Here is an 18766-nt window from a genome sequence, read left to right as displayed (position 1 = left end):
TGCAATGGAAACACCTTTCTTCACTTCTCTGGAAAAACAATGTCGTATGTATGCCAGCTCGCTGTCCAAATGCTGTAAAACTTTTCATCGAACATGCAAGCCTATGGTAAAATGATAGCATATTCTGAAAATTCGGGAAGGGTTTTTTTATGAATGAGTGGTTTGAAGTTGGAAGCGATTACACTTTTTACAGCTATGGGACGAGTCATATCATTACGCTTATCGCCTTTTCATTGATGATACTATTTTTCCTTACTTGCTCGAGGTGGATCCAATCACACCGAACTGTGATGAATGGGATCCGTTATACCTTAGTTGTCATTCTTTTTGCCTCCGAAGTAAGTTATCAGACTTGGGCGGCAACAAATGGTGTGTGGAACACCGCGGATCATCTGCCGCTCCACTTGTGCGGCATCGCTTCTTTCTTAGCTATTATTGCTTTACTTACTTATCATACGAAACTGATTCAAATCGTATTTTTCATCGGAATCGTGCCCGCCATGATGGCAGTCATCACACCGGACCTCCCATTTGATTATCAGCATTTCCGATTTTGGAAATTCTTCCTTCACCATATGGCAATCACTTGGGCGAGTGTGTTTCTGATCATGATGACTCCTGTTAAAATCACCTGGAAATCGATGTTCGAGACCTTCGGTTACCTTGTTATGTATGCCATCCTGATGGGTATACTCAATACACGCATCGACTCAAATTACCTTTATTTGAACAACACCCCAGAGTCAGGCACCCCACTGAATGTACTTGGTGATGGTATTTGGTACATTGTAAATCTGACGTTGCTTACCTTCTCCATCTTCGTTGTACTGGTGCTGATTTATAAAATCTCTTCCTACCTCGCATCGAGAAAGGATTCAGGACAACAAGCAGAAAAAGCATCCTGACAGGTTGGATTGAAACGTTTCGCACTTGAGTCCGTAAACAATAGTACAAGGGTTCTAAGGAGGGAACAGTAATGAATAATCTGACTACGATCATTCTCATCATAGTCGGCATCTACCTCCTCATCAATGCGATTATGACACCGATTCAGTATCGCTACTATCAAGGAATGAGCGAGGAGCAGAAAAGGAAAGGGAAAAGCAAACAGGAATACTACGAAGATATGAGTTTTCAGGAAGAACAGATGCATTTCTTCAATCAATCCAGCATTCTATTTCTGCCAGCGAGCATTACGGCATATACCATCTATAAGCTTAGAAAAAATAAATAAAAAAGGCAGCTGCTTATGGTAGCTGCCTTTTCGAATTAGTCGTTTTCCGATAGGATTTCCACTTTTCCTACGCCGATATTGATCCGCAAATTCAAATATGGCTCCCCTTCTTTGTACGCTTCGGTGTAGTAGTCTTTCGTTCCACTCAGGATCAACCCTTGAGCAGAGAATGAGCCGATCCCTTTGGACAGCTTGATTTTAGCTGGAGTATGTTTGGAAATGTGAACCCTCATACTCCCTACACCCCCATCGATGTCTACTGGAATAATCTTTTCAATCACAGCATTCGACAAGTCGAGTCTACAATCACCGACACCTGCATTCAAATCGACCTTATTCAATTTCATTCCACTCAGATTCATATCGTAATTCCCTGCACCAAGATCCACTTTCAACGAAGTCGGATACTTTTCCGGAAGTGTGATGTTCCACTTTTGTTTGACGCCTTTCCAACTCGTTCCTTTTTGGGAACTCTGACTCACCTTGAGTACATTCGGACTTTTGGAATTGTCGAAGCTACAGCTAGGTTCCTGGCCGTTATAGGCAATGTCCAGATTGATTGAATTCACATCCTCCACTGAGGCTAATCTGAACGATCCAGCACCAAGTGAACCGTGGAAATCCAGTTCCGCATCATCCTCCATTTCATATGCCTTTACGAAATGTTCCTTACTCTCGTCGTCTGCACCGCTATCAAAACTTTGAAAGAGTTTCTTAAGGTTTTCAAAATTCATATTTTCCACTCCTCTTTTCTTCTTAATCCAATCATACGCTAAAAATGACGCTGGGAACGAACGGCTTGAGCATGTTTTCACCTCCGTCTCAAGTCGGAGGTGAAAGCTGATACAGGACATTTGAAACAGAAAAGCTGCTCCCTTCCTCACAACTTTCATGTCTTTTGGAAATTATGTCGATTTTCAGAGAATAATGTGCTTAAATGAATTTATATGATGAAAGTCTTGATAAGAAAGTTCTAGAAGGGGGATCACCATGAGAAAATGGAAGGATGCCGGGATCGGCTGGAAATACGGTATCGCATACATAAGTACGATTGTATTTTTCCTGATTGCGATTGTTATCGTGTTTGTAGAATTGAATCTCGCCAAAAACGATGTCATGAATTTGGCAGACAGAGGAAACGCAGCATTGAATGTATCAGAAATGGCTTCGATCGCCAGGACGAAGGATATCCGGATCGCAGATTACATCCGTGAGCCAAGATCATCTTACGTAGAGGAATTCGAGCAGAACCAGCAGGCATTCAATACGATTGAAAATAACTATCGCGAAAGCCTTCAAGATAGTGAATTGGAAAAGCTGATGGTACATATCTCTGAGGTCGACAAAGAAATCAATGCGATCTTTCTTGATCAAATTGTCGGTAATTCAAGCAATACGTCAATGGTCAGCGATCTTCGCTTAAGAACGCAAGGGCTACGAAAAGATTTAGTAGACTCTCTCGAAGAATTAGAGGGGATTGTCCTCCAGCATAAAACGGAAGCAGAGGAAGACGCAGAAGCAAGCATCGACTTGACGATGCTCATCCTGCTTGTATCTGTCGGAGCAGCAATTATATTGGGTGCGGTACTGATGTATATTGTCAACCGCTCTGTACGTAAACGCCTGAATGAGTTAGTGACCGTTTCTGATCAAATTGCAGACGGAGAACTCTATCATGATGATATAGCGATCGATCGCAAGGATGAGATTGGGATGCTAGGACAATCGATCATGACGATGAAATCCAGATTGAAAGAATTGATTGCAGAAATCACCACCCTTTCTACCGCTGTCGATGAAAGAAGTGAAGGACTGAAGACCTCCGCCCAGGAAGTCCAGGAGGCTTCCGAACAGGTTGCTTCAACAATGGAAGAACTCTCTTCCGCTTCTGAACAGCAGGCATCCGATGCATCTTCCCTTGCTGAGCTGATGGACGACTTCGGTCGTAAAATCGGACAAGCAGACGATCAGGGGGACCGAGTGGCAGAAATGTCCCGTGTTGTTCAGACAATGAGTAAAGATGGTCAGACGAAGATGGATGCGTCGGAACAGAAGATGACCCAGATCCACACCGTCATGCAGGAAGCGGTACGCAAGGTTTCGAACCTGGATCGTCAATCCAAGGAAATTTCCAAGCTTGTCAATGTCATCAAGGATATTGCAGAACAGACGAACCTGTTGGCGTTGAATGCTGCGATTGAAGCGGCCCGCGCCGGTGAACATGGCAAAGGCTTCGCTGTCGTAGCGGATGAAGTCAGAAAGCTCGCTGAACAAGTGGGAAGCTCAGTTGAGGAGATCACCACCATGGTAGGATCCATCCAGAAAGACTCCTATGAGGTCTCCCAATCGTTGGAGCAAGGCTATGAAGAAGTTGAGGAAGGTGCAGCCCACATCCACTCTACAGGTGAAACGTTCCGGGAAATCAATCGTTCCATCCATGAAATGGTTGCTGCAATCGATCATATTTCTAACAATCTTGAAGAGATCGCTGACAGCTCTGCAGAAATGAACCGTTCGATTGAAAGCATTGCATCAATCTCGGAGGAATCAGCTGCAGGTGTGGAACAGACGACCGCTTCTGCTCAACAGACCAACAGCTCGATGGAAACGATCACATCGAATGCAGATGACCTTTCGTCGATGTCGAAACAATTAAGTGAACGGATCCGTCAATTTAAATTGAGTAATGAATAAGAATAGAGCTGGCTCCTCCTTTATGGATGAGCCAGCTCTTTTTATGTTGTGCGGTGGCGCGCTTTCCGGCGACTTTTTTTGCTTTCCGGCGAGATTCTCGGTTTACCGGCTACCTTCATCCGTTTTCCGGCGAGTCTACGATTTTTCCGGCGCCATATGAAATTTTCCGGCGACCCGCTCCTGATCGATCACAACCGTCACATCCGGGTGATGATGGAGGATCGACGCTGGAAAATCTTCTGTCATCCTTCCATTCAGCAAACGTTCTACTGCATCCGACTTCCCTTTCCCGGACACAAGCAACAGGATGCGTTTGCTTTCCATGATCGTATGGATGCCCATCGTAATCGCTTTTGTCGGGACATGATCGATCGACTGAAAAAAGCGGGCATTTGCCTGTCTCGTCGTTTCCGAAAGATCAACGACATGGGTGCGTGAATCAAACGAAGTGTCTGGCTCATTGAATCCGATATGGCCATTGTTTCCGAGGCCCAAAATCTGCAGATCGATGCCTCCACTATTCCGAATCTGCGCTTCATACCGATGGCACTCCGCTTTCAAGTCGTCTGCGTTCCCATCAGGGATGTTGTTTTCCTGAAAAGGTACGTGGTTGAACAGCTGCTCCTTCATGAACGTCCAGTAGCTGTTCGTATCCTTTTTATCCAACCCGATATATTCATCAAGATTGAAGGTAGTCACACCCTTGAATCTTTCCGGAAAATTTCGTAAATACTCATACGTTCCTACCGGTGTGCTTCCAGTAGCAAGTCCCAACACGGCATGATCTGTTCCATCTACTTCCTTGATGATCTGTTCTGCCGCGTAAGCGCTAAGCTTCTGGTAGTTCTCTACGATGATCGTTTTCATTTCTTAACTTCCTCCCCTCTGCAGAAGGTCGAATGGATATGAAAATGATCATCCACCAATAGAAAATCTGCATCTTTGCCAACTTCAATACTTCCTTTTCGATCCCATATGCCGTATCGTCTTGCAGGGTTCTCTGAAGCCATCTTCATAATCGCATACCAGTCCGCTCCACATACTTCAATCATATTTCTGACACCTTGGTCCATCATGAGTACACTTCCTGCTAATGTGCCATCCGCGAGGGTTGCACGGGTGCCTTTAACGTTCACTTCCTGGCCGCCTAATGTGTAAGCCCCATCGCCTAATCCCTTCGCCCGCATCGCATCCGTTATCAAAATCAATCGCTCTGGTCCAATCATCGAATAGAGAATGCGCAACATTTCATCGGATATATGAATCCGATCGGGAATGATTTCACTGTATAACTCTTTTGCAAGCATCGCTGCGCCTACTGCCCCGACATTCCTGTGATGGACACCTGTCATTGCGTTGCACAGATGTGTCAAATGCTGAAGCCCCTTCTCCTGGGCACTAACGATGTCCTCGTAGACCGCCTCTGTATGGCCAGCTGAAATCACCGTCCCTTTCTCTGACAGCCATTCCATGACTTCTGCGGCACCCTCCAATTCAGGTGCCATTGTTATTACACGAAGCACACCTTTCTTATGCCACTCTTTCACAAGAGCTAATTCTGGGCGTCGTATACATTCGACCGGTTGTGCACCCGCCTTTGATTTTGCAATGAATGGACCTTCGACATGCGCCCCGATCACTTCCGCATGGGGGGCTTTTTCCAATTTAAAATCACGTATTCTTTCAAGCGCTGAAGCAATGTCCGTTTCAGGACTCGTAATTGTTGTAGGAAGAAAAGCAGTCGTCCCCTCCACCGGAAGGGAGGCTGCCATCGTTTTCAAAGCCTCGATGTCATCCATGACATCCGCTCCCATTGCACCGTGAATATGGGAATCGATGAAACCTGGCACTAAGTTAAACCCTCCGCCATCAATCGCATCTTCCACAGTATTATGTTCAATTCGAATGATTTTCCCTTTATCCACCCAAATCGTACCATTCGGAATGGTATGATCAGGTTGATGGATCGTTACGTTCGTTACGGCAAACATGCACCATACACCACCAGTATTTGAATTTTTATTTCAGTAATATTATTTTATTTATGTAATTTTATTTTAACATGAGCAGTTTCATATTATAATAGAAACATACACGAAATGAAAAAGGAGTGCACGAACATGGCCCCATGGATCAATGCAATCAGAGAAGTTGTCGGGGAAAAGCATTTACATACGAAAGCCTCGTCGCTACTCGCCTATTCCTATGACGCTACTCCGAACTTCCAGGCCTTGCCCGATGCAGTTGCGGCCCCTCGAAATACGGAGGAAGTTGCAGCAATCGTTAAGCTATGCAATGAATATCACGTCCCCATCGTGCCACGTGGATCCGGTACGAATCTCGCTGCTGGTACGACGCCGACCCAGGGTGGGCTTGTCCTTTTGTTTCACCGGATGGATAAGATCATGGAATTTGATGACGAAAACCTTACGATGACCGTTCAGCCAGGAGTGATTACGCAGGACATTTGTAATCTGGCAGAGTCTCAAGGGTTATTCTACCCTCCCGATCCAAGCTCGATGAAAATTTCTACCATCGGAGGGAACATCAATGAAAATTCCGGTGGTCTGCGAGGATTGAAATACGGTGTTACGAAAGATTATATTCTTGCATTGGAAGTCGTCCTTCCTACAGGAAAAATCATCCGTACAGGCGGAAAACTCGCAAAGGACGTGGCCGGCTATGACTTGACCAAGCTGTTCGTCGGTTCAGAAGGTACGCTTGGCATCATTACGGAAGCCACCTTGAAACTGGTACCACAGCCGGAGACAAAAAAGACAATGCTTGCCATCTATGATTCAATGGAAAAAGCAGCTGCGACCGTATCAGCAATCATTGCCAACCGGATCATCCCGGCGACAATGGAATTCATCGACCGCCCGACCATCCAGGCAGTGGAATCCTACGCACAAATCGGACTCCCAGTCGATGCAGAAGCAGTTTTGTTGATCGAGCAGGATGGTGTTGAATCAGTTGTTGACCAAGATATCCAGGAAATTCAGGCGATTTGTACTGAAAATGAGGCGATTCGTGTGCAAATAGCTGAAACAGAAGCTGACGCCCACGCATTACGCGAAGCAAGGCGTACAGCTCTCTCGGCACTTGCCCGCTTGAGCCCTACTACGATTCTGGAAGATGCCACGGTACCTCGTTCGGAAATCGCTACAATGGTTCGTGCCATCAATGACATTGCTTCCACTTTCAATGTTACCATCGCCACGTTCGGTCATGCCGGTGATGGCAACCTTCATCCGACCTGCACGACAGATGTCAGGAATAAAGAAGAGTGGGAACGTGTGGAACAAGCTTTCGAAGCAATTTTCAAAAAAGCGATTGAGCTTGGAGGAACGATCACCGGTGAACACGGTGTCGGCGAAATGAAATCCCCTTACCTGGCTCTTAAAGTTGGAGAAGAAGGAATTGAATTGATGAAAGCGATGAAATTATCCTTCGATCCTAATCAAATCATGAATCCAGGTAAAATTTTCGCTAAATCGACTCGCAAACGGGTGGTGGTGCAGACATGAGCATTTCCATACAGGAAGACTTCCAAAATCGCATCGAAGAAGAGGAATTGCTGAATTGCATGCGATGCGGCTTCTGTCTGCCAGCCTGTCCTACCTATATTGAAACAAAAGACGAAGTCCATTCACCTCGAGGAAGAATCGCACTGATGATGGCTACACGCAATGGAGAAATAGACGAGCTGGAAGAAGTCGAAGAATCATTGAATGTATGTCTCGGTTGCCGAGCGTGTGAACCTGCCTGTCCGGCTGGCGTGAATTATGGTCATATGCTGGAAGAAGCGAGAGCGATTTTCCAGGAACACAAACAGCCTTCCGCAAAAGAAAAGCTGCTGCGGAAAGTGACATTGGATACGCTTTTTACCGATCAGAAAAAAATGACCGCAGCTACTAGTCTGCTAGGATTCTACCAGCGATCCGGCTTGCAGAAGACTGCACGGAAATTGAATGTTCTCCGCTTCTTCCCGGAGCATATGCAACAGATGGAGCGTGTCATTCCTGAACCACCGAAGAAGAGCCTACGAAGTCAGGATGCTACTTTCAAAACAACACTACCTGAATCGAAAGCCACTGTGGCTATGTTCAAAGGCTGCCTGATGGACACGTTATTCCATGATACCAATCAGGCCACCATCCAATTGTTGAATAAGGCTGGTTGTGACGTCACCGTTCCCGATGCACAGGCGTGCTGTGGGGCATTGCATGGACACAGCGGAGAAAAGGACGCAGCCAAGGATCTCGCCAAACGGAATATCGAAGCTTTCGAAAAGACCGAGGCGGAATATATCATCACAAATGCTGGAGGCTGTGGGGCATTTTTACATGATTATCACCACCTGTTGAAGCATGACCCTGCCTGGAAAGAAAGAGCAAAGAAATTCACTGAAAAAATTGTGGATTTCAGTACAGTACTGGTGGAAACGGGTTTCAGCGATGAAGTTGAGTTGATATTAGAGGATCAAGTGATCACCTATCAGGATTCCTGCCATCTTAGGAATGTGATGGGGACCATCCATCCCCCACGCCAGCTAATTCAAGACATTAGCGGTATCGTATTCACCGAAATGAAAGATGCGGATCAATGTTGTGGATCTGCCGGTATTTATAATCTGACACAGCCGGAAATGTCGATGCAGATTCTCGATCACAAAATGGAAAAAGCAAAAGAAACAAATGCTGCTACGATTGTGACGACCAATCCAGGTTGCCTGATTCAAGTGAAACTAGGGATCGAGCGGGAAGGTTTGACTGACAAAGTACGCGCAGTCCATTTAGCAGACCTGTTGTTAGAAGCGATTACCGAATAAAAAATATCCGACCTGCGCCTCGATATGGCCAGGGCGGATATTTTTATTTTTTCAAACGTTTTGCGGGCGTTTTCCTCATAGACTTGATGGCTTCACGAGTCGTATCCAAGTACTCGACAGTTTGTTCGTAGGATTTGGATGCCACACCCATGAACAGGATATCGATAACGTGCAGCTGGGCCAACCTCGACGATGTCGCTGCACTACGGAAAGTGGCTTCACGGGTTGCTGAGGTGAACAAACGGATATCCGCCTGTTCAGCTACAAGTGAGCTTCCGTATTTCGTCAGACTGATCGTCGTCGCTCCCCTCGCATTGGCAATTTCAAGAATCTTCGCCACTTCGAAAGTTTCCCCTGAAAAAGATATGCCGAAGACTACATCATTTTCACTTAGATTTGCAGTGACCGTGGCCCCCATGTGCATATCCGTGAATGAACTGACGGATTTATTGATGCGAAGGAACTTCTGCTGGGCATCCATTGCGGTGATGCTCGAAGCCCCTGCTCCGAAGAACAGGATGCGTTCACAATTCAAGATTGCATCGACAGCCTTGGACAACTCGTCCGTGCTGAGGACGTCAGATGTTTCCCGGATGGTCTGGACACTATGCGCCGTGACCTTTTCGATTGTCGTACGAAAGGGTTCATTCGGTTCAATATCCCTGAATTCGGTCACTTCTTCCTGCTGTAGATCGCCAGCGATACGAAGCTTCAAATCCTGGAATCCTTTCATATTCAATGACTTGCATAGCCGGATTACAGCTGCACTGCTCGTCTGACTAACCTTTCCTAATTCAGTTGCCGTCATCCGTATCGCCTGCTCCGGATGTTCAAGTATGTATTCAGCTATTTTCCTCTCTGAAGGTGGTAATTTCTGTTTCATTTCTTCGATCATAAAAATTCCTGCACGTGTTCTTCCCAAAACTTTCGCCTCCAATACGATGCACACGATTACGTGGTTGGTATTAGTTATCGTTACATTCAGTATAAATCATACCCTTTTCATTTCAATTGATTTCAGCAATATTTGAAAAAATATTTCACAGTTAGGACGTTATACCCCCACCCTTATGTTATTTACTTCTTTTGTAAGACTCTATATAATAGGGTTAGCTTACTAGAAAAGGGATGAAGATGATGGTTCAACTGGAGTACTTCGTATTCTTCCAGAAATGCCTAGCAGAGGATGTAGATGAACTAACAGATCGAATCTTCAAGCTTTCTGAAGATCGCTATAAGGAAGAACTGGAAGCTTTGACAGATGAGCAACTGGAACAGAGCAGGTTCATTGTTCGCGAGCTGTTTGAAACGATTGCCAAAACGATGCTATATATCGAGAAGTCGAACGAGGTAGCGCAAGAATGGGGCGAACAGATCGGGAAGCATTCCGTTGCGCAAGGCGGTGACCTGACAGAAGCACTTTCCAATATCAGCATCTACAAAGAAGTCTTGTGGATGTACATTGAAGAAAAATCACGCGGAACTAATTACGAATTCAAGCAGATCGTTGAAGTGATCACACGTATCGATGACATCTTCAACCATATCATCTACGGGTTCAGCTTGAGCTTCGCACAGGAAGAAGATCGCATACTTAAAGAATATGAAGAGAAATACTTGAAACTGTCTACACCAATCGTCCCTATCAAAGACGATACAGCTATCCTTCCGATCATCGGCGACATTGATCAGAAACGTGCAGATGTCATCATGGACGAAACATTGAAAGAAGCAAGTGCACTCAACCTTGACTTGTTGATCATCGACCTCTCAGGTGTATATGACGTGAATAACAGCTTTATGGGACACCTGTATCGATTGATCGATTCGCTTGAACTGCTCGGGATTACACCCATCCTTTCAGGAATGCGTCCGGACTTGACTATGGAAGCTGCAAAACTAGGATTATCGACTTCCAAGAAAAAAGTCATCACGAGATCATCATTGAAGCAGGCAATCGAGCTGCTTGAGAAACCTTTATTAAAGTGATACAAAAGCGGGAATCAGATTTGCTGATTCCCCCTTTTTTTATTCAGATTCTGACGGTTCAAATAAATCATTCATCAGACGTTCATAGAGCTTCGTTTTCTTGGAGATGTTATACAATTCCTTTTCCCCATCCAGCTTAAGCTGAAGCGCCCCTGTTTCTGTATTGAGCCAGAAGCGGTAGTTTCCTTCTTTATATAAGTGCTTACTTTTCTCCATCTCATGTCCCCCTTTTAAATCAATATATCTAGGATAATTCAAAAAATCCGATTATGCACTTTGAAAAATATAAAAGCAAGTGGATATTTGTCCACTTGCTTCATAATGACAGTTTTACAATTGGGGAGATTCGTCATCGTGAAGTTTTTCCAAACGCTTCACTCTTGCTTCCAAAAGTTCATATTCTTCTTTCGTTACGAATCCTAAGTCCTTGATTCTCGCCTGCATCTTAGCTTTCCCTTGTTCCGTCCATTCCTTATCTTTCTGTTCCCCTTTAGCTACGAACTCCTGGAACATTTCTCTTGCCTGCGAAGGACTTACATCCCCTTTTTGTACCAGTTCATCTAACACTTTCTCCAAACGTTCTTTACCACTCAGTGCCGCTCCTAAGCCTAAATAGAACCCTCGTTTTAAAAGATCACTCATCACTTCATCCTCCTATTCAATGATTTGATCATAGACATGTGCTTGAAAGCAAAAATAATCAGTAAAATAAATCCAACACCCGCAGCTATATAACCAACAATCAACAAAAATTGGACGGCTGCTAATTGGCCATATGTTCCGAGAGCGATTCCCACCATTAAAAATATGAATGAAAGCAATGCATAGAACAGGTAGTAGTGGTGGAACATCGTCTGCTGTTGTTTTTCAGCTTCCCACTCCCGGTCACGCTCTCCAGATTCCAGGTAGTTTACCAGCGCTCTCGGCAGGGATAACAATGGGCGTGCAGCGTCAGATGCAACTTCTTTATAAATAGAAAAGCGTGAGTCTTCTCCAGTCATCCATTTTTTGATGACCGGCTTTCCCCAGTCAATCAAGTCGATTTGCGGATAGACAGCTGTCAGTACACCGACAATGATCGATGTCGCTCTTCCAAGGAATGCATAGTCTGCCGGCAGTTGGATCGGCTGTTCATTGACGAACTCCTGAATATCCTTCATGATCTGCTGCATCATCGCAGCATCCAGTTTCTCGAACTCTCCATCCAGATACATCACAGTCGTTTCCCGCATCAGTTTTTTCACTTTATTGGTATCCGCATTCTCCAGAAGAAAGTTCATTTTCTGAAGGGCATCGATCACGCGGTCATAATCATCAAGAATAAACCCTTGAATCATTTGCCTGATATAACCTGCATCCTGTTTATGGATGTCCCCAACCATGCCAAAGTCAATGACAACAAGTGTGCCATCCTGCTTCAGCATCAGATTACCTGGATGCGGATCCGAGTGGAACGTCCCATTGTTGAGGAATTGTTCGACACATAAATCGAATAAAGTCCTGGCTACCGCTTCCCGGTCGATGCCATGTTCCTTCATGAACTCGATATCCGTAACCTTTACCCCTTCAATCCATTCCATCGCCAGCACTCGCTCGGTGCTCAATTCATCAAAGTATTCCGGAATATAGACATTAGGGATGTGCTGAAACCTCCGCTTGAAGTAGTTTCCGTTTTCAAGTTCCTTCCTGAAATCCAGTTCATTACTCATTACGGTTACCAATTCACGATAGAGCGCAGGTAAATCAGCCTTCTTTCCATATGGTGTGAATTTATCCAGCATCCAGAAGACAATACGCAACGCCTTGAAATCCATATGGAAGATATCCTTCACCCGATACCGTTGTACTTTCAATGCAATTGTCGTTCCGTCTTTCAGGCGGGCTTTGTACACTTCACCGATTGATGCAGAGGCGACGGCTTTTTCATCGATCGATTCAAGGTACTCCTCAAGATCTGCACCCCAGTCCTTTTCAATCGTCTGCTTGGAATTTTCGAATGGAGTCGGCTTCACTCGATCCACAAGCCCCTCCAGCTCCTTGATGAAAATATCCGGCAGCAAATCCGCCCGCGAACTGAGAAACTGCCCGAACTTGATCAGCATCCCACCAAGGCGGATCGAGGTAATTCTGTATTCTTTTGCCTGTCTGGCTAATAGACGATTCCACTTCCTCTTCGTTTCTTCATCCCAAATCGGATGGAAACGCTGGAACCAAAAGATCTGCCACAGGAACTTCGCAGACATCCAGACAATCACACTGATCCTGTAGATGGATATGTATTTCAGCCGATTCCGCATCGTCATCCCCCCTTTATCTTTCTACGTTATCTTTACCCTTTTTCAAACCGGTCAATCATCGTTTTAAAGGGAAAATCACCGTCGACAAGTACAGGTGGATAATTAGACATATTTCAAAAGAATCAGTCATAAAAGGACTATTCTACTAATTAAAATGCCAAATTTCCTCATAATCTACCATTCAAAAATGTCAGAATCTTTAGGATAATAGAAACCGTACTGGAAAAACAATACTTATTTAGGAGGTCTTTCAAAGTGAATAAGAAATTTACAGCATTGCTTTCCACAGCTGCACTTACAGTTTCACTTTTTGCGCCAGCAGCTACTAGTTCAGTAGATGCAAGCAGCAAGTACCAGAATTTTGACATAGAGCGTTATGGTGACACGCTCTCGATTGACCCATACTTAGATCATCAATCGAAGGATCCAGAGTTTCAGAGAAAAGCAAAAGAAGAGATTAAGGAGAATTCAAGTGGTGTAAGTTTTGGTGAAGAAGCTTCTTCTAGTAATGAAGCAGGCTCCAACAGTGAAACATCCGCTGCTGAAGGAGAAACAAAACAATTCTTGACGCGTGATCTTGCATTCAAGGAATTCACTCTTCAAAGCTTAGGAGAGCATGCGGAAGTTTGGGTTGCTAACGACCTTTCCTTCCCAGAAGGAGATCCCCGCGATCCTCATGTAGTAACGAAAGAACAAGCTGACAAATTAGCAGCTGAATTCGATAACAACATTTACGATAAAACTACCGAATTTTTCGGTAGCCCGGATAGCCTGGACGGCAGCAATGCACAACTAGAAGACCTTGGCATTGTACCTGAGGGTTATTACAGTGGTGAAGGCGACAATGTCATCCTGTTAATTGATAACGTTCAGGATGAGAACTATGCAGATCCAACCTACCCATTCTTTGTTGCTGGTTTCTTCTGGCAGACTCTAGAAAATTACATGGATAGAAATATTGTAACAATCGACTCTGCTGATTGGGAAACTCGATTGGAATCTACGTTCTACTCCACTACAATGCATGAATTGCAACACTTGATCCATGCGGACAATGATGGAGATGAAACTTCCTGGTTGAATGAAGGAATGTCCACCTTCTCTGAGTATCTTGGTGGATACGGCATTGACGAAGGGTCTATCAGCTTCCTGCTTGATCACCCAGAGAATTCCCTTACAAACTGGGATGAACATCAATCTGCTGAGACAGGTCCAGAGACAATTGCTGACTACGGCCTAGTTCAGCTATTCACGCTTTATAACTATGAGCAGTTCGGTCAGGAACTGATCCGCTACGTAGCTAAAAGTGAATTGAACAGCATTGAAAGCTTTGAGGATGCTTATGACCACTTTGGCATCGACAAGTCGTTCAATGAAGTATATCGCGACTTCTCTACTGCTCTGGCAATTGATGACGATAAGTTCAAAGGTGGAATCTATGGATTCCAGAACGCTGACCTTCGTGACTTCGACCCAGATGGCGATGGCGAACCACGTGGTAAAACAGTAGATTTTGAAAAAGCGAAAGAATACGAAAAAGATGGTGTACCTGCTTGGGGTACAGACTTCAAAGTATTCGATTTCGAAAAGAATGCTAAAATCAAAGACTTCAACTTTAACGGAATAGACTTCCAGCCTGTTCCTTGGGAAACTGTTCAGGATCCATTAGGTTCCGATAACCAGGTTTACTGGGGAAGCGAAGGTGATGAACTGGATAACAACATGATTTTCAAGGCGGACCTAACTAATGTAGATGCAGCTACATTGAAATTCGATAACTACATCGATATTGAAGAGTCTTGGGATTATGGAGTTGTTCAAGTATCAACAGACAACGGTATGACTTGGAACTCTCTTGAGAATGAAAACACTCGTTCTGACGTAGTCGAAGAAGGTTACCCTAAAATCAAGGACAACGTTCCTGGATTCACTGGTCATTATGAAGACTGGCAGCAGGAAACATTCGACCTTTCAGCGTATGCTGGACAGGAAGTCCATATCTCCTTCCGCTACTTGACAGACTGGGGATACAATGACACTGGATGGTTCGTCGATAATATCGAAGTACCGGAAATCGGTCTTTCTTATGACGGATCCAGCATGGATGCTTTCCAATCTAAAGATGAACTACTTGAAAACTATGTCGAGTATGGCGTAACGTTCATCAATGAGAAGAAAAATGGTAAGCACCGTGTCCTTCACGTCGATCCATTCAACGTTACTGAAGAAGATGCGCTACAGCTGAAACAGTTGTTCAAGAGCGGTAAAACGTATATGAATACGTACTATGCTGCACCACAGGACAGCTTGAACCCGGTTCCTTTTGAATATGATATTGACTTCAAAGAAAAAGGACCTAAGAAAAAGAAATAATGTACGATACGAAACCAGCCAGGCACCTTCCTGGTTGGTTTTTTTCTGTTTATATGGCATTCTTAAAGAAATGAAAGCGCAGGTGGTGGAGAACATGCAATTGAAAGAGTTGGAAGTGAAAGACTTAACGGCCGTATCAGAATGGCTACATAATATGAACGAAAAAGATGAGCACTTCGTCGCTTGGCTTGCCTCCGACGAGAACACGATCTACGAACAGATTTGGACGCTTACCCAGTTCAAAGACCCACTTGCCTATATCGCATGGGACGACGATCGAATCATTGGCTTCTTAGGTCTGTTGCCGTTTTTCGATCAGAAATTATGCCGATTGCTTGGTCCATTTGCAAGCGAAAACCCTAAGGAAGTAATGGAAGGGTTATGGGAGAAGGCCTCTTTAACTGTACAGGTCCATTTTGATGCGGTAAAAGTAGCCAGTTTTCGCGCGAACACCGAACTTGTGGAATTCTGCGAACGCCATCAGTTCCACCTATACAACATCGAGAAGACCTTATTCCTTGATACAAGCAGCTATTCACCTAAAGGATTGGATGCTGCAAAAGTTGTGGATGTAACAGAAGAAGATCGTGAAGCTATCGATGCACTGCATCCTAATGCAGCCTACTATACAACGAAAGAAATGATGACAAATGCACATCAGCCTGGTAACAAGCTGTGGGCGTACCAGCATGACGGCAAGCTCGTCGGCTATCTATATTTTGAAACGGTTCTTCCCGGGCGTGAGGGTGAAATCTGTTTCATCAATGTCGACACTGAGGTCAGGAACCAAAAAATCGGATCCACGTTGATCGACCATGCGCTCCAGCACGCGTTCATGGTAGAAGAGCTGGATGCGGTTACGATTTCGGTTCGTACGACTAATGAAGGTGCAGAGAAATTGTATCACCAGTTCGATTTCAGAGAACTGAATACGATCTACGCTTACGAAAAGCTGTTCCAGGAACCGATCCTGCAAAATCCATTCCATTAAAAAGTAAAGTGCACTGCCAATAAGCAGTGCACTTTTTTCATATTTCATCTGTTAAAGTTTTATAGTTGTTTGTTCATTTGCATGCAACGTAATCTTTTCCCCGTTCACATGAAGGTTTGTTTCTTCTCCTTCAAGCAATGTGAGCTTCACTTTCCCTTTAGTGACTGCCACCTTAATCGGGTGTCCTTGGTTGTGGATATGGAACGTATAGGAATCCCATTGCTTCGGCAGTTTCGGGGTGAGATGGAGGCCGTCTTGTTTGATGCGTAAACCGGCAAAGCCGTACACGATTGCCATCCAGGTCCCTCCCATGTTGGCCATGTGGAGTCCATCCTTCGTATTCCCTTTTGTATTTTCCAAATCAAGACGAGCGGTCTGTTTGAAGTAATCATAGGCTTTGTCGAGCTCGCCAAGCCTCGCCGCCATCATGCTGAATACACAGGTGGACAAGGATGAATCATGAGTCGTAATCCCTTCATAATAGTGATAGGAATTACGGATCGTATCTTCTCTTTGATAATCTTCCAGTAAAAAGTGGGACAAGACCGTATCTGCCTGCTTGCACACTTGATAACGATACAATGTCAGCGGATGATAGTGCAGCAAGAGCGGGTAGTTCTCTTTCGGCGTATTTTCGAAATCCCAAACCGCTTTATTCAGGAACGTATCATCCTGAGGATTGATGTTAAGCTCCTCATCATATGGAAGATACATCGCCTCTGCTGCCTTTTCAAAACTGCTCAATTCATTATCACTGACTTCCAATGACTCCATCAGTGCAGCAGTTTCTTTGGGGTGAAGTTCGTTCATCTCACGATACATCTGCACAGCACCTTCAAGATTGTTCTTAGCCATTGCATTGGTGAAGTAGTTGTTGTTGACGATACACGTGTATTCATCAGGTCCAGTGACGTCATCGATAGCAAACGTGCCGTCTTTCCTGTAATGACCCATGTCAATCCATAGACGGGCTGTTTCAATCAGCACTTCAACCCCATAGTTCTTCATGAATGCAACATCGTTCGTCGCATGATAATACTGCAGGTAACTGTAGGCAATGTCCCCGCTGATGTGATATTGAGCTGTTCCCGCTGGGAAAAATGCGGAACATTCATCGCCGTTGATTGTTCGCCATGGGAATAATGCTCCTTGCCTATGCCCCATCTCCATTGCCCTTTTTCGGGCTCCATCCAAAATTGAATGGCGGTAGATGAGCAATTGCTTCGCTAGTTCCGGCGCAGTCATCAGGAAGACAGGGAACATATAAATTTCAGTATCCCAGAAGTAGTGCCCTTCATAGCCTTCACCAGACAGTCCTTTTGCAGAAATATTGCTGAAACGATCTCTACCGACAGACTGCAACAGGTGGAAAAGATTGAAGCGAATCCCTTCCTGCAGCTCCTCTTCCCCTTCAATCCTGACATCACTATGTTTCCAGAAATCGTTCATGTATTTCTTCTGTTCTGCAAACAGTTCTCCATCACTCAAGCCATCCAATTCTTCTTTGACGCTCCGGAGGTGGGATTCTATGCCTTCTGGCTGCCTCATGCTATCTCCATATAAGTTATACTTCGTGAACTGCAACGTCTTATCGTTTTTACCTTCTACTTCAAACTGGAAGTGAACACGCTGTCCGCTTTCCTCCGTCACAGTTACACGCGCATCTTCCATTCCTCTGTGATACGTCAGACAGGCGGCATCCAATTCAGAAGTTTGTGCACGGCTTCGAATATATCCCGTCTTTCCTTCAACCTTGCTTTCCTGTACATGAAGCCGCTTCGCGTGGCCCGCTGCCACACGCGGATCGTCAGGATTAACGTAGTTCTGCACGTCCCCTTCAAGCGAAGAAAGGACGGTAATCGTATCTTCAAAATTCAATGGCGTTATCCCCACTTGAATCATGAACAATTCCCGATGAACAAACGATACAAGTCTCTTGAACGTAAGCTTCACTTCTTTTCCGGAAGGGGATCTCCAGTGGATATTCCGCACAGAAATTCCTTCATCGAGCTTCAATTCCCGTTGGAAGTCCAGCACTTCTCCTTCATCCATCGAGAAGTGCTCCCCACCAATCGATATGTGGATCGTTTGTCCATCGAGGACGTTCAGCATTTTTTGCTGGGTGTCCGGAAAAGCGAACAGCTTTTCTCCATAAGAAATATCAATGACATCATGAAACGCATTGATATAAGTTCCGCGAATGGATGTTGAAGCTTTTCCATACGTTTCTTCAAAGTTACCTCTTACACCTATATATCCATTTCCAAGAAAGAATAGGCTTTCTTCAGTGAGCAGATTCTCTCTATTCATCTCATTTGTTGTCATTTGCCAAGTCATCTGCCTATCTCCCTTCTCCA

At 44.8% G+C, this 18766-nt stretch carries 16 protein-coding genes; 8 read left to right on the top strand and 8 right to left on the bottom strand.

Annotated elements, in window-relative coordinates; genetic code table 11:
• The first annotated feature begins 149 nt into the window (after positions 1–149).
• Positions 150–905 (top strand): YwaF family protein, encoded by a 756-nt coding sequence (locus tag ACFQ2J_RS12645; RefSeq protein WP_449343033.1) that lies wholly within the window; start codon positions 150–152, stop codon positions 903–905.
• Positions 906–976: 71 nt separating this feature from the next.
• A complete protein-coding gene (locus ACFQ2J_RS12640) occupies positions 977–1234 on the top strand; it encodes a DUF3949 domain-containing protein (RefSeq protein WP_386060910.1) in 258 nt (85 codons plus the stop codon).
• 35 nt (positions 1235–1269) lie between these two features.
• Here the strand turns inward: ACFQ2J_RS12640 and ACFQ2J_RS12635 are convergent, their stop codons facing one another.
• Positions 1270–1968: a LiaF domain-containing protein gene (locus tag ACFQ2J_RS12635; protein WP_386060907.1), complete on the bottom strand. Its 699-nt coding sequence runs from the start codon at positions 1966–1968 to the stop codon at positions 1270–1272.
• 256 nt (positions 1969–2224) lie between these two features.
• On the opposite strand from ACFQ2J_RS12635, the gene ACFQ2J_RS12630 reads away from it, so the two are divergent.
• On the top strand, positions 2225–3928 hold the full coding sequence (locus ACFQ2J_RS12630) for a methyl-accepting chemotaxis protein (RefSeq protein ID WP_386060904.1): 1704 nt from the start codon (positions 2225–2227) through the stop codon (positions 3926–3928).
• 135 nt (positions 3929–4063) lie between these two features.
• On the opposite strand, the gene nagB is transcribed toward ACFQ2J_RS12630, so the two are convergent.
• Together nagB and nagA are read right to left on the bottom strand one after the other, a co-directional pair.
• The gene (gene nagB / locus ACFQ2J_RS12625) at positions 4064–4795 is read right to left on the bottom strand and encodes a glucosamine-6-phosphate deaminase (RefSeq protein WP_386060901.1); all 732 of its coding nucleotides are present in this window, start codon (positions 4793–4795) and stop codon (positions 4064–4066) included.
• Positions 4792–5919: an N-acetylglucosamine-6-phosphate deacetylase gene (gene nagA / locus ACFQ2J_RS12620; RefSeq protein ID WP_386060898.1), complete on the bottom strand. Its 1128-nt coding sequence runs from the start codon at positions 5917–5919 to the stop codon at positions 4792–4794. The genes nagB and nagA overlap by 4 nt, the downstream gene beginning before the upstream one ends.
• 129 nt (positions 5920–6048) lie before the next feature.
• Here nagA and glcD point away from each other — a divergent pair, with 129 nt between their 5' ends.
• Positions 6049–7455, top strand: a complete 1407-nt coding sequence (gene glcD, locus ACFQ2J_RS12615) for a glycolate oxidase subunit GlcD (protein ID WP_386060895.1) — start codon at positions 6049–6051, stop codon at positions 7453–7455.
• Positions 7452–8759: a (Fe-S)-binding protein gene (locus ACFQ2J_RS12610; RefSeq protein ID WP_386060893.1), complete on the top strand. Its 1308-nt coding sequence runs from the start codon at positions 7452–7454 to the stop codon at positions 8757–8759. The genes glcD and ACFQ2J_RS12610 overlap by 4 nt, the downstream gene beginning before the upstream one ends.
• Before the next feature lie 43 nt (positions 8760–8802).
• On the opposite strand, the gene ACFQ2J_RS12605 is transcribed toward ACFQ2J_RS12610, so the two are convergent.
• Positions 8803–9681: a MurR/RpiR family transcriptional regulator gene (locus tag ACFQ2J_RS12605; protein WP_386060890.1), complete on the bottom strand. Its 879-nt coding sequence runs from the start codon at positions 9679–9681 to the stop codon at positions 8803–8805.
• 212 nt (positions 9682–9893) lie between these two features.
• Here ACFQ2J_RS12605 and ACFQ2J_RS12600 point away from each other — a divergent pair, with 212 nt between their 5' ends.
• Entirely contained in the window at positions 9894–10748 is an 855-nt protein-coding gene (locus ACFQ2J_RS12600; protein WP_386060888.1) for an STAS domain-containing protein, read from the top strand.
• 39 nt (positions 10749–10787) lie between these two features.
• Here ACFQ2J_RS12600 and ACFQ2J_RS12595 read toward each other — a convergent pair whose 3' ends face one another.
• The 3 genes from ACFQ2J_RS12595 to ACFQ2J_RS12585 form a co-directional block, all read right to left on the bottom strand.
• Complete coding sequence (locus ACFQ2J_RS12595) at positions 10788–10964, bottom strand: hypothetical protein (protein ID WP_386060885.1); 177 nt, start codon at positions 10962–10964, stop codon at positions 10788–10790.
• 114 nt (positions 10965–11078) lie between these two features.
• Positions 11079–11390 carry a phasin family protein gene (locus ACFQ2J_RS12590; RefSeq protein ID WP_386060882.1) on the bottom strand — a complete coding sequence of 104 codons (312 nt, stop codon included), beginning with the start codon at positions 11388–11390 and terminating at the stop codon, positions 11079–11081.
• On the bottom strand, positions 11390–13045 hold the full coding sequence (locus ACFQ2J_RS12585) for an ABC1 kinase family protein (protein ID WP_386060879.1): 1656 nt from the start codon (positions 13043–13045) through the stop codon (positions 11390–11392). The genes ACFQ2J_RS12590 and ACFQ2J_RS12585 overlap by 1 nt, the downstream gene beginning before the upstream one ends.
• Positions 13046–13300: 255 nt before the next feature.
• Here ACFQ2J_RS12585 and ACFQ2J_RS12580 point away from each other — a divergent pair, with 255 nt between their 5' ends.
• Positions 13301–15418, top strand: coding sequence for a choice-of-anchor J domain-containing protein (locus ACFQ2J_RS12580; RefSeq protein WP_386060876.1), 2118 nt, complete (start codon positions 13301–13303; stop codon positions 15416–15418).
• A 94-nt stretch (positions 15419–15512) separates the two neighbouring features.
• Entirely contained in the window at positions 15513–16409 is an 897-nt protein-coding gene (locus tag ACFQ2J_RS12575; RefSeq protein WP_386060873.1) for a GNAT family N-acetyltransferase, read from the top strand.
• Positions 16410–16460: 51 nt separating this feature from the next.
• On the opposite strand, the gene ACFQ2J_RS12570 is transcribed toward ACFQ2J_RS12575, so the two are convergent.
• A complete protein-coding gene (locus ACFQ2J_RS12570; RefSeq protein ID WP_386060870.1) occupies positions 16461–18746 on the bottom strand; it encodes a glycoside hydrolase family 65 protein in 2286 nt (761 codons plus the stop codon).
• Positions 18747–18766: the final 20 nt, after the last annotated feature.

It is taken from the genome of Thalassobacillus hwangdonensis (assembly GCF_042675915.1).
Lineage (GTDB): Bacteria > Bacillota > Bacilli > Bacillales > Halobacillaceae > Thalassobacillus_A > Thalassobacillus_A hwangdonensis.
Note: the sequence above shows the minus strand (reverse complement) of the source record. Positions and strands in the feature narration are given on the sequence as shown.

Bases quoted from the DNA above. Each gene is read 5' to 3' on its own strand.
- ACFQ2J_RS12645 (WP_449343033.1), top strand. From the start codon at position 150: ATGAATGAGTGGTTTGAAGTTGGAAGCGATTACACTTTTTACAGCTAT.
- ACFQ2J_RS12640 (WP_386060910.1), top strand. From the start codon at position 977: ATGAATAATCTGACTACGATCATTCTCATCATAGTCGGCATCTACCTC.
- ACFQ2J_RS12635 (WP_386060907.1), bottom strand. From the start codon at position 1,968: ATGAATTTTGAAAACCTTAAGAAACTCTTTCAAAGTTTTGATAGCGGT.
- ACFQ2J_RS12630 (WP_386060904.1), top strand. From the start codon at position 2,225: ATGAGAAAATGGAAGGATGCCGGGATCGGCTGGAAATACGGTATCGCA.
- nagB (WP_386060901.1), bottom strand. From the start codon at position 4,795: ATGAAAACGATCATCGTAGAGAACTACCAGAAGCTTAGCGCTTACGCG.
- nagA (WP_386060898.1), bottom strand. From the start codon at position 5,919: ATGTTTGCCGTAACGAACGTAACGATCCATCAACCTGATCATACCATT.
- glcD (WP_386060895.1), top strand. From the start codon at position 6,049: ATGGCCCCATGGATCAATGCAATCAGAGAAGTTGTCGGGGAAAAGCAT.
- ACFQ2J_RS12610 (WP_386060893.1), top strand. From the start codon at position 7,452: ATGAGCATTTCCATACAGGAAGACTTCCAAAATCGCATCGAAGAAGAG.
- ACFQ2J_RS12600 (WP_386060888.1), top strand. From the start codon at position 9,894: ATGATGGTTCAACTGGAGTACTTCGTATTCTTCCAGAAATGCCTAGCA.
- ACFQ2J_RS12595 (WP_386060885.1), bottom strand. From the start codon at position 10,964: ATGGAGAAAAGTAAGCACTTATATAAAGAAGGAAACTACCGCTTCTGG.
- ACFQ2J_RS12590 (WP_386060882.1), bottom strand. From the start codon at position 11,390: ATGAGTGATCTTTTAAAACGAGGGTTCTATTTAGGCTTAGGAGCGGCA.
- ACFQ2J_RS12585 (WP_386060879.1), bottom strand. From the start codon at position 13,045: ATGCGGAATCGGCTGAAATACATATCCATCTACAGGATCAGTGTGATT.
- ACFQ2J_RS12575 (WP_386060873.1), top strand. From the start codon at position 15,513: ATGCAATTGAAAGAGTTGGAAGTGAAAGACTTAACGGCCGTATCAGAA.
- ACFQ2J_RS12570 (WP_386060870.1), bottom strand. From the start codon at position 18,746: ATGACTTGGCAAATGACAACAAATGAGATGAATAGAGAGAATCTGCTC.